Below are 15,456 nucleotides of genomic sequence, written 5' to 3' on the forward strand. Positions count from 1 at the left end.
CCCCCCCCCCCCCCCCCCCCCCCCCCCCCCCCCCCCCCCCCCCCCCCCCCCCCCCCCCCCCCCCCCCCCCCCCCCCCCCCCCCCCACACACACACACACACACGCCCATGGAAAAAAAAAAATACAACCCCGCACCAACAAGCTGATAGGCCGCGGGCTCATCCTTCACCGCCGGAGCTTTCAACCCCCGCCCATGCGGGCAGGAGTGGTATCCGGTATTAGACCCCGTTTCCAGGGCTTGTCCCAGAGTGAAGGGCAGATTGCCCACGTGTTACTCACCCGTTCGCCACTAATCCACCCCGAAGGGCTTCATCGTTCGACTTGCATGTGTTAAGCACGCCGCCAGCGTTCGTCCTGAGCCAGGATCAAACTCTCCATGAATGTTTACCCGTAATCGGGTGCACACACACGAAAGAGCGGGCGCATCATGTCGGAATATGACCGACGCGCCACAACGTCCTCGCTGTGTTGTTGCCTGCAAGCATCACCCGAAGGCGACCTCACAGGTCTTTTTCAAAGGAACCTCATCCACCGGAGTGGACGGGGTATCAACTTCTGGCGTTGATTTTTGGCACGCTGTTGAGTTCTCAAGGAACGGACGCTTCCTTTGTACTCACCCTCTCGGGCTTTCCTCCGGGCTTTCGTTCTGTTCTGTTCTTCGTTCTTGCGTTTCCGACTCTATCAGAGTCTGTCCCGCTTGCTTTCCAGGTCCTTCGCTTTCGCGTTTTCCCTTTCCGGCGATTCCGACTCTATCAGATCCTTTCGGGCCTGACTCCCAGTCAGCGGGTTTTGCCTTCCGGGCTGTTGGGCCCTTCCGACGAGTGAGACAGTAGCGGATTCCCTGCCCCCGAAGCGAATCGGCGGCTGCGTCCTGGGACGCGGATTCCTCATTCGCAAATACGCATGAAAACGAGACGACAACATGCGTCGTTCGTTCGAACGTGTAGTGCGGGATGGCTGTCCGGGGACCGACCGGGGTCGGCGCTCACTTCGGACAACTCGAAGAACCTTACGGATCGGGCACAGGCGTGTCAACCCCAGGCTGACCCGCCGGAAACCTCATGCCGCGCTCACCCCCCGAGGGCTACGCTCGGTCCCATGACTACGCATGCGCTCACGCTCAGCCTTCGCTGGTGGGCCGCCTGACGGCGGCCGACCTTCCACGCGAGCACGCATGCGCTCACGGCCGCCGCTTCCGGCGGCCGTTTCTGTTTTCTCCCTCCCGGGAGTGGCTCGGTCGCCCGGCGCGGTGGCTCCGACACCACTTGAGGGAGAGCAGGAGACATGACGAGGATCTTCAGCGGGATCAAGCCGAGCGGGCACCTGACCCTGGGCAACTACCTGGGGGCCCTGCGGCAGTGGGTCGCGGCCGACCAGGAGCCCGAGGACGCGCTGTTCTGCGTCGTCGACCTGCACGCCCTGACCGTGGAGCACGATCCGGCCCGCCTGCGGCGGCTCAGCCGGCAGGCCGCGACGCTGTTCCTCGCCGCCGGGCTGGATCCGCGGCGGTGCACCTTGTTCGTGCAGAGCCACGTCGAAGAGCACACGCGGCTGTCGTACCTGCTGGAGTGCACCGCCGGGGACGGCGAGCTGCGCCGGATGATCCAGTACAAGGAGAAGGCGGCGAAGGCACAGGGCGCCGGCGACGGCGTACGGCTGTCGCTGCTGACGTACCCGGTGCTGATGGCGGCCGACATCCTGGCCTACGGGACGGACGAGGTGCCGGTGGGTGAGGACCAGCGGCAGCACGTGGAGCTGACCCGAGACCTCGCGGTGCGGTTCAACCAGCGGTACGGGCACACCTTCACCGTGCCGAAGGCGACGCATCCGGTGGTGGCCGCGCGGGTCATGGACCTGCAGGAGCCGACGTCGAAGATGGGGAAGTCGCACGAGAACGGGGCGGGGATCGTCTACCTGCTCGACGAGCCGTCCGTGGTGCGCAAGAAGGTGATGCGGGCCGTGACCGACAGCGGGGACGGCGGGGTCGTCTACGACCGGGCGGCGCGGCCGGGCGTGGCGAACCTGCTGGACGTCCTGGCCGCCTGCACGGGCGGGGAGCCGGCCGCGCTCGCCTCCGGGTACACGCAGTACGGGCCGCTGAAGCGGGACGTGGCCGACGCCGTGGTGGAGCTGTTGCGGCCGCTGCGGGAGCGGCACGCGGAGCTGGCGACCGACCCGGCGGAGGTGGAGCGGGTCCTGCGGGAGGGGGCCGGGCGGGCCCGGGCGCTGGCACGGCCGGTGGTGGACCGGGCGTACGAGGCGATCGGGCTGCTGGCCCCCTGACTCCCGCGTGGGTCAGCTGTTGCCGGAGGCGAGCTCGCGGCTGCGGTCGCGGGCCGCTTCCAGCGCGGCGATCAGGGCGGCCCGGACGCCGTGCTTCTCCAGCTCGACGATGGCGTTGATCGTCGTACCGGCCGGGGAGGTGACGGCCTCGCGGAGCTTGACCGGGTGTTCGCCGCTGTCGCGGAGCATGACGGCGGCGCCGATGGCGGCCTGGACGATGAGGTCGTGGGCCTGGGCGCGGGGCAGGCCGAGGAGGATGCCGGCGTCGGTCATGGCCTCGACGAGGAAGTAGAAGTAGGCGGGGCCGGAGCCGGAGAGGGCGGTGGCGGCGTCCTGCTGGGACTCGGGGACGCGCAGGGTCTTGCCGACGCCGCCGAAGATCTCCTCGGTGTGCTGGAGGTGCGCGGCGGTGGCGTGGCTGCCGGCCGAGATGACGGACATGGCCTCGTCGACGAGGGCGGGGGTGTTCGTCATGACGCGGACGACGGGGGTGCCGGGGGCGAGCCGCTCCTCGAAGAAGGAGGTGGGGATGCCCGCGGCGCCGCTGATGACGAGGCGGTCGGCGGGGACGTGCGGGGCGAGCTCTTCGAGGAGCTTGCCCATGTCCTGCGGCTTGACGGTGAGGATGAGGGTGTCGGCGCGCTTGGCGGCCTCGGCGTTGCTGACGGCCTCGACGCCGTAGCGGGTGCGGAGTTCCTCGGCGCGCTCGGCGCGACGGGCGGTGACGAGCAGCTTCGAGGCGGGCCAGCCGCCGCGGATCATCCCGCTGAGCAGGGCCTCGCCGATCTTGCCGGTACCGAGGACTGCGACTGTCTGGGTCATACCCGATTCACCTCGCCGAACTGTTCGTGCACGCGTGCATGGTTTGCGTCCTCATCCTTGCACTCGTGCGGGGAACCGCGGCGGGCTGTCCGGACTGCGGTCAAGGGGTGCGGCGGCGGAGGGTGGCGGCGCCGAGGGCGAGGACGAGCAGGGCGCAGGCGGCGACGACGACGGAGTCGCGGACGAAGTCGGCGGTCATGTCGGTGTGGGTGAGGACCTGGGTCATGCCGTCGACGGCGTAGGACATGGGCAGGACGTCCGAGATGCCTTCGAGGACGGGCTGCATGGTGTCGCGGGGTGCGAAGAGGCCGCAGAGGAGGAGCTGGGGGAAGATCACGGCCGGCATGAACTGGACGGCCTGGAACTCGGACGCGGCGAAGGCGGAGACGAACAGCCCGAGTGCGGTGCCGAGGAGGGCGTCGAGGAGGGCGACGAGCAGGAGCAGCCAGGGGGAGCCGACGACGTCGAGGTCGAGGAGCCAGAGGGCGAGGCCGGTGGCGAGGAGGGACTGGACGACGGCGACGGCGCCGAAGGCGAGGGCGTAGCCGGCGATGAGGTCGCCCTTGCCGAGCGGCATGGCGAGGAGGCGTTCGAGGGTGCCGGAGGTGCGTTCGCGCAGGGTCGCGATGGAGGTGACCAGGAACATCGTGATGAGGGGGAAGATCCCGAGGAGGGACGCGCCGATGCTGTCGAAGGTGCGGGCGCTGCCGTCGAAGACGAAGCGGAGCAGGGTCAGCATCAGGACGGGGACCAGCAGCATCAGGGCGATGGAGCGCGGGTCGTGACGGAGCTGGCGCAGGACGCGGGCGGCGGTGGCGAGGGTGCGGGCGCTGTTCATCGCTGTGTCTCCCGGGCGGCTGCGGCGTGGGCGTTCGCTTCGTCGACGAGGCGGAGGAAGCCCTCTTCGACGGTGGTGGAGCGGGTGCGGGTGCGCAGGGCTTCGGGGGTGTCCTGGGCGAGGATGCGGCCCTCGCGCATGAGGAGGAGGTCGTGGCAGCGCTCGGCTTCGTCCATGACGTGGGAGGAGATGAGGAGGGTGGCGCCGCGGGTGGCGGCGATGTCGTGGAAGAGGTTCCACAGGTCGCGGCGCAGGACGGGGTCGAGGCCGACGGTGGGTTCGTCGAGGACGAGCAGCTCGGGGGTGCCGAGGAGGGCGACGGCGAGGGAGACGCGGCTGCGCTGGCCGCCGGAGAGGGTTACGGCGAGGGCGTCGGTGCGGGTGGTGAGGTCGACGTCGGTGATGACGCGGGTGACGGCTTCGGCGCGGCGGTCCCGCGCCTCCCGGCCGGGGTCGAGGATCGCGGCGAAGTACTCGAGGTTCTGGCGGACGGTGAGGTCGTCGTAGACGGACGGGGCCTGGGTGACGTAGCCGATGCGGGAGCGGAGGGCGGGGTCGCCGGCGGGGCGGCCGAGGACGTCGAGGGTGCCGGTGACGTGGGCCTGGGTGCCGACGACGGCGCGCAGGAGGGTGGACTTTCCGCAGCCGGAGGGGCCGAGGAGGCCGGTGATGCGGCCGCGGGGGACGTCGAAGGCGATGTCGTCGATGACGGTGCGGGGGGTGCGGCCGGTGCCGCGGCGGACGGTGAGGCCGTGCGCGTGGACGGCGGGGGCAGGGGGGCCGTCCGGCGGGTTATTCATCATGTGATGAATAATGCTCCTGGCGGTGCCGGGGCGTCAATCAGCCGGGTGGGGTCGGGCCCCGTGGGACCGGGGGCTACTTCTTGCGCTTGGGGCGGCGGCGGGCGGCCGGGTTGCCCGTACGGGAGCTGCGGCGGCGGGCGAACTCGGCCGCGGCCTTCTCGTACTCGGCGCGGTGCAGCCCCTCGCCCGGGGCCTCGGCGAAGCAGCGCAGGAAGTACGCGATGAGGGAGCCGATGAAACCGATCGCCTTCAGGCCCTTGAGGGCGGCCTCGTCGGACGACGGGGCGGGGCGGCGGCTGAAGGACTCCCAGGTCTTGGCGAAGACGATGGCGCTGGCGATCGCGAACAGCACGACGACGGAGATGCTGAGGAAGGGGCCGACGTTGCCGATCTCCAGGCCCTCGTACGCGAAGCGCAGCAGGTACGCGGCGGCGACGGCCCCGAGCAGCGAGCCGGCCGCGACGGCGACACGGCGCAGGGCGTAGCCGTTGTCGTGGTCCACCCAGGTGGTGCCGAAGAACTTGATCGGCTCGGGCCGCGGGCCGGGGGCGGGCTCGGCCGGGCCGCCCTGCTGCTGGCTCGGCTGGTCCTGGTGCTGGTCCCGCTGGTCGTCGTCGCTCACAGCAGCGATTATCCCCCGGCGGGATGCGGGTGCCGGGGGCGTCTCGCGTGGCGGAACGGGTGACCTCGCCCTGGCCGGGCGGTCAGGTGGTGCGGGGGCGCCCGGCGAGGTGTGCCCGGCGGCGCCCCTGACGGGTCAGTCGCAGCGGCCGGCGACGTAGCCGTCGGTGCCGGTCTTGACGTAGGCGTCCGAGATGAACCGCCCGTTGCCGATGCAGTCCCAGATGTCCGTCGTGCCGTACGGGCCGCTGACCGTCGTGCCGGGGCACTGGCAGCGGATCGAGACGCTCGCACCGAGCGGCAGGGTGTCGATGACCGCGTAACCGGTGCCGGGACCGCTGCGGACGTTCACCCGGTAACCCGGCGCGACCTGGAACATCGGCAGACCGGCCGTGGCCGCGACGGCCTGGGCTTGGCTTGATTCGTTCTCAACCGACATGTGAAATCTCCCCCCATGGGTGTTGCACTGCGCAACGCGCGCAGGGTAGCAAGCCCTTGGATGCTCGCACGGGCCATCGACTAGGCTCCGACGGGGGTGGTGAGCGGTGCATTCGCTGCGCGCGGACTACGCGGGGTTTCCGGAGTACGCCGGGCAGTACCGGCTCGAATCCGTGCTCGGCTCCGGCGGCATGGGCGTCGTCCACCTGGCCACTTCCTCGTCCGGGCTGAAACTCGCCGTCAAGGTCGTCCACGCCCAGCACGCGGTGGATCCGGAGTTCCGGGCGCGGTTCCGGCAGGAGGTCGCGGCCGCCCGGCGGGTGAGCGGGGCGTTCACCGCACCCGTCGTCGACGCCGACCCGGACGCCGAACGGCCCTGGATGGCCACCCTGTTCATCGACGCCCCCACGCTCTCCGAGCGGGTACGGGAGCGCGTGCTGGACGCCGTCGAGCTGACGCGGCTCGCCGCCGGGCTGGCGGAGGCGCTGCGGGACATCCACCGGGCCGGGGTCGTGCACCGGGATCTGAAGCCCAGCAACGTGCTGATGGCCCCGGACGGGGTCCGGGTCATCGACTTCGGCATCTCGCGCCCGGCCGACAGCGACCTGCGCACCGAGACCGGCAAGCTGATCGGGACGCCGCCGTTCATGGCGCCCGAGCAGTTCCAGCGGCCCCGGGAGGTCGGGACCGCCGCCGACGTGTTCGCGCTGGGCGCGGTGCTCGTGCACGCCGCGACCGGGCGGGGGCCGTTCGACTCCGACAGCCACTACCTCGTCGCGTACCAGGTGGTGCACAGCGAACCGGACCTCACGGGGCTCCCGGCGCGGCTCGTACCGATCGTGGCCCGGTGCCTGGCCAAGGACCCGGCGCAGCGGCCGACCGCCGAGGCCCTGATCGCCGAGATCAGGACGGTGACGAGCCCGACGGCCGAGGACACCCAGGCCTACATCCCCCACCCCCGCCGGCCCGTGGCCGAGGAGGAGATCACCCACCGGCGGGACCAGCCGGCCGTGGCCCGCGAGGAAGCGCCGCCGAAGCGCGGACGGCGCGGGAGGACGGTCACGGCAGGGGCCCTCGGGCTGCTGCTCACCGCCGGGGCCGCAGGCGGCTACCTGTGGTTCGGGGCCGACGCGCGGACGGCCCGGCCCGCCCCCGAGGTCTCGGGGGTGTCCGCGACGGCAGGGGCCCCCGTGTCCCCGTGGTCGGTCCCCTTGGGCGGGCACACCATGTCCTGCTCGGCCGAGGACGCCGGGCTGTACTGCTCGGGGCGGGGGCTGGCCGCGGCCCGGCTGGACACCGCGAACGGTTCGACGGCGTGGGCCGTCCGTACGAACACCCCGGACCAGCCCGGCGCGACCGCCGTCACCCCCCTGCACGCCGGCGGGGCGGTCCTCGTCGCGGCTCCCGGCGGCGAAGCGCTCCAGGCCCTGGACCCGCGTACGGGTACGGAGCGCTGGCGCCACAAGCTGCCGTCGGGCACCCACGTGGTGGTGGCGGGCCCGCACGTCCTGCTGGTGGCGCCGAACGGGAGCGTCACCGCGCTCGACGCGGCGAACGGCACCCAGCGGTGGACGAAGCGTGCCGAAGCGGGATCCGGCTGGTGGGGCGGCGCCCAAGGGCAGAAGGGCGGGCCCGCCTTCTACACGTCCACCGCCGACGACGCCGGCAGGTCCACCCGGATCTCCGAGGTCGACGCGGCGAGCGGAGCGGAGCGCTGGCAGGTACGGGCGGGGGGCCGACTGCTGCCCTTCGGCACGGCACGCGGCTGCCTCTACCTGCTGGACACCGATCCCAGCGCACACGTCGGCGGGATCGTCCGGATCGACCTGGCGACCCGCACGATCCACCGGGTCCAGCTCTCGGCGCCGCTGTACGACGCACAGGCGACGGTCGAGCCGAACGGGACGGTCTACGCCTCCGGTGCGCAGGGCGCGGTCGTGGCGGTCGACACGAACAAGGAACTGTGGCGGCTGGAGACCGGCGCGGCCAGTACCTCCCGTCCCGCCTTCCTCGACGGGCGGGTGTACCTGAGCGTGTCGGACGGCCGCCTGCTGGCCGTCGACGCGGCCGTCGGGCGGCTCGCCGGACAGACGAAGGCCCGCATGGCCACCGGCCAGGCCACCATCAGCGCCACCCTCCCCGCCCCGGTCGTCTCCGCCGGCCGCGTCCACGCCTCCGCCCCGGACGGCACCGTCTTCGCCGTGGACGCGCGGAACCCCGCCGGGTGGTGAAGCGCCCGGCGGGGTTCCGTGAAGGTGCGTAGGTATCAGCCCAGGCGGCTGACGTCGCGGACCGCGCCCTTGTCGGCGCTCGTCGCCATCGCCGCGTAGGCGCGCAGGGCCGCGGAGACGGTGCGCTCGCGGTCCTTCGGGGCGTACACGCCGCCGAGGGCCGCGTGGCGGGCCGCCAAGACCTCGTCGGAGACCAGCAGCTCGATGGAGCGGTTCGGGATGTCGATCCGGATGCGGTCGCCGTCCTCGACCACCGCGATGTCGCCGCCCGAGGCCGCCTCCGGGGAGGCGTGGCCGATGGAGAGGCCCGAGGTGCCGCCGGAGAAGCGGCCGTCCGTGACGAGGGCGCAGACCTTGCCGAGGCCACGGCCCTTGAGGAAGGACGTCGGGTAGAGCATCTCCTGCATGCCGGGGCCGCCGCGCGGGCCCTCGTAGCGGATGACGACGACGTCGCCCGCCTTGATCTCCTTGCGGAGGATCTTGTCGACGGCCTCGTCCTGCGATTCGCAGACGACGGCCGGGCCCTCGAAGGTCCAGATCGACTCGTCGACGCCCGCCGTCTTCACGACGCAGCCGTCCACCGCGATGTTGCCGCGCAGCACCGCCAGGCCGCCGTCCTTGGAGTACGCGTGCTCGACGGAGCGGATGCAGCCGCCCTCGGCGTCGAGGTCGAGGGTCTCCCAGCGCTCGGACTGGGAGAAGGCGGTCGCGGAGCGCTTGCAGCCGGGGGCCGCGTGCCACAGCTCCATGGCCTCGGCCGAGGCCGTGCCGGAGCGGGGGTCCCACTTCGCCAGCCAGTCCTCCAGGTTGGCGGAGTGCACGGAGGTGACGTCCTTGTTCAGGAGGCCGCCGCGGTGCAGCTCGCCGAGGATGGCGGGCATGCCGCCGGCCCGGTGGACGTCCTCCATGTAGTACGTGCCGCCGGGCGCCACGTTCGGCGCGACCTTGGAGAGGCACGGGACCCGGCGGGAGATCTCGTCGATGTCCGTGAGGTCGTAGTCCAGCCCGGCCTCCTGCGCGGCGGCGAGGAGGTGGAGGATCGTGTTCGTGGAGCCGCCCATGGCGATGTCGAGGGCCATGGCGTTCTCGAAGGCCTGGCGGCTCGCGATGGAGCGCGGCAGGACCGAGTAGTCGTCCTGCTCGTAGTGGCGCTTGGTGATCTCGACGATCGTGCGGCCGGCGTCCTCGTACAGGGCGCGGCGGGCGGTGTGCGTCGCGAGGACCGAGCCGTTGCCCGGGAGGGCCAGGCCGATGGCCTCGGCGAGGCAGTTCATCGAGTTGGCGGTGAACATGCCGGAACAGCTGCCGCAGGTCGGACAGGCGTTCTCCTCGATGCGGAGCACGTCGGCGTCCGAGACGTTCTCGTTCGAGGCGTCGACCATGGCGTCGATCAGGTCGAGCTTGCGGACGGTGCCGTCCACGAGGGTGGCCTGGCCGGCTTCCATCGGGCCGCCGGAGACGAAGACGACCGGGATGTTGAGGCGCAGGGCGGCCATCAGCATGCCAGGGGTGATCTTGTCGCAGTTGGAGATGCAGATCAGCGCGTCCGCGCAGTGCGCCTCCACCATGTACTCGACCGAGTCCGCGATCAGGTCGCGGGAGGGCAGCGAGTACAGCATGCCGGCGTGGCCCATGGCGATGCCGTCGTCGACCGCGATGGTGTTGAACTCGCGGGGGACGGCGCCGGCGGCGAGGATCGCGTCGGAGACGATCCGGCCGACCGGAGCCAGGTGGGTGTGCCCGGGGACGAACTCGGTGAAGGAGTTGGCGACCGCGATGATCGGCTTCCCGATGTCCGCGCTCGCTACGCCCGAGGCGCGCATCAGCGCACGCGCGCCTGCCATGTTGCGGCCGTGGGTGACGGTGCGGGACCTCAGCTCGGGCATGCGATTTCACTCCCCATGAGTGCGGCTGTACGGTCAGCCGCGACTGCGGATATGGCTCGGTTACGAGGCTACGCCCACCGCCCGCGATCCGGACAGCTCGTCCGGATGCCGGGACGCGGGGCTCATCCTTCGGTCAGACCCCGCCCACGCCCGGATCACGCCTCGGTCAGGTAGCGCTGCAGCGTCGGCGCCACCAGGGCCACGATGTCCTCCGGGTCCGCCGACGCCAGCGGCTCCACCTGGACGACGTAACGCAGCATCGCGATGCCGATCATGTGCGAGGCGGCCAGCTCGGCCCGGAAGGTCGGGTCCGGGACGTCGAGGTCGGCGGCGACCCGCTCCAGCACCCGCCGCAGGATCAGCCCGCGCAGCACCTTCGCGGCGGCCTCGTGGGTGAGCGCGGACCGGATCACGGCCAGCATCGGCACCCGGGTCACCGGGTTCTCCCACACGCTCAGGAAGTACCGGGCCAGCCGCTCCCCGATGCCCTCCGGCCCCTCCCCCAGGATCGCCGGAACCACCAGCGCGGGCTCCATCGTCACCTCGACGGCCGCGGCGAACAGGTCGTCCTTGCTGCCGAAGTAGTGGTGCACCAGCGCCGGGTCCACGCCCGCGACCTTCGCGATGCCGCGCACGGACGTCTTGTCGTACCCGCGCTCCGCGAACACCTCGCGGGCCGCGAGCCGGATCCGCTCCTGGGTGCCGGGACCGTCCTCGGCCTCGTCCTGCCGGGGCCGGCCGGGGCCGCGCTTGCGCCGCGGGGGCTCGACGGGCTCGGCGGGCTCGGCGGGCTCGGCGGGCTCGGCGGGCTCGGCGGGCTCGGCGGGCTCGGCGGGCTCGGCGGGCTCCGTCATGACCGGCGCCGCTGCGGGGCCGGCTTCGTCCGGGCGGCCGGCTTCGCGAGGTGCAGACGGGTGAACTCCAGCGCCTCGGCGAGGTCGGCCTCGCGCTCGGCGGAGGACATGGCGCGCCGGGTGTTGACCTCGATGACGACGTGCCCGTCGAAGGATGTCCGGGCCAGCCCGGCGAGCAGCTCGGCGCAGGGCTGCGTACCCCGCCCCGGGACCAGGTGCTCGTCCTTCGCGGAACCGTTGCCGTCGGCGAGGTGGATGTGGGCGAGCCGGTCGCCCATCCGGTCGATCATGGCGCCCGCGTCGGTGCGGGCGGTCGCGGTGTGGGAGAGGTCGACGGTGAAGTGCCGGTAGTCGTCCTTGGTGACGTCCCACTCGGGCGCGTACGCGAGCATCTCGCGGTCGCGGTACCGCCACGGGTACATGTTCTCCACGGCGAACCGCACGTCGGTCTCGTCCGCCATCCGCCAGATCCCGGTGACGAAGTCCCGCGCGTACTGCCGCTGCCACCGGAACGGCGGATGCACCACGACCGTACTGGCACCCAGCTTCTCCGCCGCCGCCTGGGCGCGCTGGAGCTTCGTCCACGGGTCGGTCGACCACACCCGCTGGGTGATCAGCAGGCAGGGCGCGTGGATGGCCAGGATGGGAACCTGATGGTGGTCGGACAGCCGGCGCAGCGCCTCGACGTCCTGGCTCACCGGGTCCGTCCAGACCATGACCTCGACGCCGTCGTAGCCGAGGCGGGCGGCGATCTCGAAGGCCGTCGCCGTGGACTCCGGGTAGACGGAGGCGGTGGACAGCGCGACCTTCGGGGCGGGGGTGGTCGGGATACGGACTGGTTCTGCCACGGGGACAGATTACGGTCCCCCCGCCCCACCCGGGCGGCCCGGCCCCCGAACCCGGCTCAGACCCGCCGCCACACCAGCGTGTACCGCCAGAACACCCGCCGCCGCAGCCGCGCGCCGGGCAGCACGCGGCGGGCCTCGCGGACGACCTCGGCGAAGCCCGTCTCGGCGGGGCGGGTGGGGGCGGTCATGGCGACGGGCCGGGGCGCGGGACGCCCCTTGTTCTTGAGCCACCCCAGCGCGACGTTCAACGGCACCGCGAGCGCCCCGAGCAGATGATCACCCCGGGTCTCGGCCCGCGCGAGGCCGACGACGACCAGCGTCCCGCCGGGCGCGAGCTGCGCGCGCAGCTGCCGCAGGGCGTCACCGAGCGGCAGGTGGTGCAAGGTGGCCACACAAGTGACGACGTCATACGCCCCGTCGTCCCCCTCGTGCCCTTCGCGCCCCTCCAGCACCTCCAACGCCTCCCCGACGACGAACTCCACCCCCGCCCCCACCGGCGTGAGCTCCCGCGCCCGCGCGACGATCCCCGCGTCCCGGTCGACCCCCCGCACCACCCCCGCCCGCCGCGCGAGCAACCGCACCAGCTCCCCACTCCCGCACCCCACATCCAGCCCCCGCCCGAACCGCCGGGGCAGCTGCCGCAGGATCCAGGGGTGGTAGTGGGCGTTGTGATCCCAGGGGTACGCCGCGTTGAACCGCTCCAGCGCCCGCAGCACGCGGGGCGTCAATATCGCCATCCCCCCACTCCACCAGACGTCCCCGCCCAAGCCACAGCCACAGCCACAGCCACAGCCACGAGTTGCCGTGATCGGGGTTCCGGGAGCGGTGTCTCGCCTGGGCGGTCTCGGAGAGGGGTTGGGGGTTTCCCGTCAGTCTCATCGTCCTTCCGTGTCGGGCCGGCCTGTCAAGGGCGCTCCTTCGTCGCGTCGCTTCGCGATGGCCTTCGGCCACCCTTGACAGACCGTCCCGCCCCGGAAAAACGAAGACTGCCGGGAAACCCCCAAAAGAACGGGACGGGGGGAGAGACAGGAGGAGCGGCCCTGTCAGCGAAGAGACGACCTGTCTCCGGCCGCCATCCACCCATCCGGCCAGCTCACAGCCTCTTTCCGCACCAAGGCGCGGCCCTACCCGCACGAAATGACGACGAGAGGGTCACCAGCCCCCTCCAGACGCGTCAGATCGCTACGCGCTCCTCAATTCTCAGCGCCTGCGGGCCGTCTGGGGCGATGTCGGCGCCCCGGGCGGGATATCAGGCCTGTCGCCACCGCCGCGATCCGGCATTGGCTCCGGGCCTAAGTCGATCCGCTGTCTCAGTCCCCGAGGAACCACAGGTAGAGGTGCTGTCCGTCGAGAACCGTCTGGCCCAGGTCCAGAAGCTCACGCGCGAACTCATCGGTGACCACGCCCGGAGGCAGGCGCGGTACTTCCGCCAGCAGGGTGAGCACCTGGCGGCTGTTGAAAACAGTGTCCGCGTACGGCAGCAGGTGCCCCAGCATCGGAAACACCGACTGGTCGAGACCCGCCAGCTCCGGCCCCCAGGCCACACCATGCATGGCGCGAGCCTCGATCGCGCCGTCCTCGCTACGGACCTGGAGATTAATCATGGCGCGAGCCTACGGCCCCAAGATCCGCCGGACAGAACCTAACCGCTCCCAATGGCCTTCTGATCGCCGTTTCGTGCAGGTAGGGCTGAGCCTTGGTCCCGGGCGGCCGAAGAAGGGTCGTCTCATCGCTGTGAGGCCCGCCCCTCCCCGCCCGGACAACCGCCCCCCACCCCCCAGTTACCGGCGTCTAGGCTGCGCGCATGACGATTCGCGCTGTGGTCTTCGACGTCGGCGAGTGCCTCGTGGACGAAACCCGGGAGTACGGAACCTGGGCCGACTGGCTCGGCGTGCCACGCCACACCTTCGCCGCGATGTTCGGCGCCGTCATCGCCCAGGGCCGCGACTACCGCGAGACCTTCCAGACGTTCCGCCCCGGCTTCGACCTGTACGAACAGCGCGAGGCCCGCGCGGCCGCCGGGCAGCCCGAGCACTTCGACGAGAGCGACCTGTACCCGGACGTACGCCCCGCTCTCGCCCGGCTGCGCACCGACGGACTGTGGCTGGGCATCGCCGGCAACCAGACCGTCCGCGCCGGGGGAATCCTGCGCGGCCTCTTCACCCCGGACGTGGACCTGATCGGCACCTCGGACGACTGGGGGGCCAGCAAGCCGGATCCCGAGTTCTTCGTCCGGGTCGCCAAGGCGGTCCCGTTCGCCCCGGCCGAGATCCTCTACGTCGGCGACCGCATCGACAACGACCTGCGCCCCGCCGTCGCGGCGGGCATGCACAGCGCCCTGATCCGCCGAGGCCCGTGGGCCACCATCCAGTGGCAGACCGAGGAGGCGACGACCCTGCCGACGTTCCGGGTCGACAGCCTCCTCGACCTCCCGGAGCGGATCACCGACTTCAACGCGTCAGCGCACTGAGCGTCGTCCCCCACCCGTAGAGCCGATCGTCGAGGTCGCGGACGCACTGCTCGTGCTGCCACGTCACGAGCGCGCGCCGCACCTCGCGAACCCGCTCCATGCCGGTCGCGTACCAATGCGTCTCCAGCTGCTCCAGCGCACGGATCGCATAGCCGCAGGCCGCTGCGGGCATCCCCGCCGCGGCCTCGACAGCTGCCAGGTCACCGAAGACCACAGTCCGCTGCTTGTCCGCGTCGGCGGGCAGGTCCTCCAGAACGCCGAGGAGGGTCTCCCGAGCCTGCGGAAGATGCCCGGCAACGAGCTGGGTGTTCCCCTTGAACGCCGCCAGCCGGACCGGACTGAACCAGTCCATCCACTCCGGTGACGCGTGCTCCGATCCGGCCGCCAGGACATCCTCGCCATGAGCGATCAGGTTCAGGGCGGTCCGGGTCTGCCCGCACCGGGTCTCGCACTCGGCCTCGACCGCGTCGAGCCACGCCAGGAACTCGGCGGAAGCCGGCCCCCTGCGGGCATAGGTCCGGGCCATCACCATCCGTTCGAGAGCCCCGTCCCGATCTCTGCGCCATCCCGGCACAAAAGCCATGTGGGCAAGGATCGCGGCTCCGAGAAGTGAATCCTCCGCCTCACCCGCGGCCTGGAGAGCGCGCAGCCAGGTCCCCTCGGCCTGGTCGGGATCCCTCAGGTCGAAGAACTCGATGCGTCCGGCGAGCAGGAAGGACTCAGCGAGCGCCGTGGCAACGCCCTGCCGGGTCGCACCCGCGGTGGCGGGCAGAAGAGCACCACCGAGCGCGGCATGAGCGCTGGCCGCAGGATGGAGAACGGCGGGAGCGACGGTCCAGTAAAGACGTCGATGCGCCCGAGTCACGGCCGTGTAATCGGCGGCCGCACTGGCCGGCTGCGCCGAGGCGGCGTTCTGCACCAGCACGCGCGGCGCAGAGGCGGTCGACACGATCCGCGACGCACGACCAGCGCCCACCTGCCCGACAGGCGGAGTGAAGCCGAGAGACTCGATGTCCTGCCCGAGCAGCTCGGTCAGAGCCTGCTGCGCGCCTGGATAGGGCCAGGGCGGCGTGTCGGACTCCCAGCGCCGGACCTGCCGCACGTCGATGGAGATGCCCCGCCCTGCCAATGCGGTGACAAGCGCTTGCTGCGAGACGTACCCGGCCGCCATACGGGCGGCTTTGAACCGGACGTTTCCTGGTGACCTAGGCACACTCGACCTCCGTACATCCTCGGATGGACGACCACTGTCTCAGCAAGTCCGCCCTCAGGCCACCATTCATCCCATCGGAGCACCAAAGGTCCCTTAAAGGGCACGAAGAAGACCTGGAGATGTCCTAGCCCAAGTCCATGGAGAGGACG

14 protein-coding genes and 1 rRNA gene are annotated in these 15,456 nt (G+C 71.4%); 3 read left to right on the plus strand and 12 right to left on the minus strand.

The annotated features are described in order from the left end of the window. Nucleotides 1-381 (minus strand): 16S ribosomal RNA (locus tag OOK31_RS18240); the annotation flags it as partial. A 903-nt stretch (nucleotides 382-1,284) separates the two neighbouring features. Between OOK31_RS18240 and trpS the strand changes: the two genes are divergently transcribed. After that, complete coding sequence (gene trpS, locus OOK31_RS18245) at nucleotides 1,285-2,283, plus strand: tryptophan--tRNA ligase (RefSeq protein ID WP_267088322.1); 999 nt, start codon at nucleotides 1,285-1,287, stop codon at nucleotides 2,281-2,283. Nucleotides 2,284-2,295: 12 nt separating this feature from the next. Here the strand turns inward: trpS and proC are convergent, their stop codons facing one another. From proC to OOK31_RS18270, 5 genes are all read right to left on the minus strand, one after another. Then, the gene (gene proC / locus OOK31_RS18250; RefSeq protein ID WP_267088323.1) at nucleotides 2,296-3,105 is read right to left on the minus strand and encodes a pyrroline-5-carboxylate reductase; all 810 of its coding nucleotides are present in this window, start codon (nucleotides 3,103-3,105) and stop codon (nucleotides 2,296-2,298) included. Nucleotides 3,106-3,205: 100 nt separating this feature from the next. Then, nucleotides 3,206-3,943: an ABC transporter permease gene (locus OOK31_RS18255; protein WP_267088324.1), complete on the minus strand. Its 738-nt coding sequence runs from the start codon at nucleotides 3,941-3,943 to the stop codon at nucleotides 3,206-3,208. Next, nucleotides 3,940-4,746, minus strand: a complete 807-nt coding sequence (locus OOK31_RS18260; RefSeq protein WP_267088325.1) for an ABC transporter ATP-binding protein — start codon at nucleotides 4,744-4,746, stop codon at nucleotides 3,940-3,942. The genes OOK31_RS18255 and OOK31_RS18260 overlap by 4 nt, the downstream gene beginning before the upstream one ends. A gap of 73 nt (nucleotides 4,747-4,819) precedes the next feature. Continuing rightward, nucleotides 4,820-5,272, minus strand: coding sequence for a hypothetical protein (locus OOK31_RS18265; RefSeq protein WP_267088928.1), 453 nt, complete (start codon nucleotides 5,270-5,272; stop codon nucleotides 4,820-4,822). Between the two features lie 231 nt (nucleotides 5,273-5,503). Then, a complete protein-coding gene (locus OOK31_RS18270; RefSeq protein WP_267088326.1) occupies nucleotides 5,504-5,806 on the minus strand; it encodes a peptidase in 303 nt (100 codons plus the stop codon). Nucleotides 5,807-5,912: 106 nt separating this feature from the next. On the opposite strand from OOK31_RS18270, the gene OOK31_RS18275 reads away from it, so the two are divergent. Further along, on the plus strand, nucleotides 5,913-8,036 hold the full coding sequence (locus OOK31_RS18275) for a PQQ-binding-like beta-propeller repeat protein (protein WP_267088327.1): 2,124 nt from the start codon (nucleotides 5,913-5,915) through the stop codon (nucleotides 8,034-8,036). 35 nt (nucleotides 8,037-8,071) lie between these two features. Here the strand turns inward: OOK31_RS18275 and ilvD are convergent, their stop codons facing one another. The 5 genes from ilvD to OOK31_RS18300 form a co-directional block, all read right to left on the minus strand. Next, the gene (ilvD, locus tag OOK31_RS18280; RefSeq protein ID WP_267088328.1) at nucleotides 8,072-9,922 is read right to left on the minus strand and encodes a dihydroxy-acid dehydratase; all 1,851 of its coding nucleotides are present in this window, start codon (nucleotides 9,920-9,922) and stop codon (nucleotides 8,072-8,074) included. Between the two features lie 155 nt (nucleotides 9,923-10,077). Next, nucleotides 10,078-10,776, minus strand: coding sequence for a TetR/AcrR family transcriptional regulator (locus OOK31_RS18285; RefSeq protein WP_267088329.1), 699 nt, complete (start codon nucleotides 10,774-10,776; stop codon nucleotides 10,078-10,080). Beyond that, complete coding sequence (locus tag OOK31_RS18290) at nucleotides 10,773-11,624, minus strand: sugar phosphate isomerase/epimerase (protein WP_267088330.1); 852 nt, start codon at nucleotides 11,622-11,624, stop codon at nucleotides 10,773-10,775. The genes OOK31_RS18285 and OOK31_RS18290 overlap by 4 nt, the downstream gene beginning before the upstream one ends. 56 nt (nucleotides 11,625-11,680) lie before the next feature. After that, the gene (locus OOK31_RS18295; protein WP_267088331.1) at nucleotides 11,681-12,361 is read right to left on the minus strand and encodes a bifunctional 2-polyprenyl-6-hydroxyphenol methylase/3-demethylubiquinol 3-O-methyltransferase UbiG; all 681 of its coding nucleotides are present in this window, start codon (nucleotides 12,359-12,361) and stop codon (nucleotides 11,681-11,683) included. A 573-nt stretch (nucleotides 12,362-12,934) separates the two neighbouring features. Then, nucleotides 12,935-13,228 carry a hypothetical protein gene (locus tag OOK31_RS18300; RefSeq protein ID WP_267088332.1) on the minus strand — a complete coding sequence of 98 codons (294 nt, stop codon included), beginning with the start codon at nucleotides 13,226-13,228 and terminating at the stop codon, nucleotides 12,935-12,937. Between the two features lie 200 nt (nucleotides 13,229-13,428). Between OOK31_RS18300 and OOK31_RS18305 the strand changes: the two genes are divergently transcribed. Then, nucleotides 13,429-14,094 carry an HAD family hydrolase gene (locus OOK31_RS18305; RefSeq protein WP_267088333.1) on the plus strand — a complete coding sequence of 222 codons (666 nt, stop codon included), beginning with the start codon at nucleotides 13,429-13,431 and terminating at the stop codon, nucleotides 14,092-14,094. Here the strand turns inward: OOK31_RS18305 and OOK31_RS18310 are convergent. After that, nucleotides 14,075-15,265: a transcriptional regulator gene (locus OOK31_RS18310; protein ID WP_267088334.1), complete on the minus strand. Its 1,191-nt coding sequence runs from the start codon at nucleotides 15,263-15,265 to the stop codon at nucleotides 14,075-14,077. The genes OOK31_RS18305 and OOK31_RS18310 overlap by 20 nt on opposite strands. Nucleotides 15,266-15,456 lie beyond the last annotated feature (191 nt).

This window comes from Streptomyces sp. NBC_00249 (genome assembly GCF_026342355.1).
Lineage (GTDB): Bacteria > Actinomycetota > Actinomycetes > Streptomycetales > Streptomycetaceae > Streptomyces.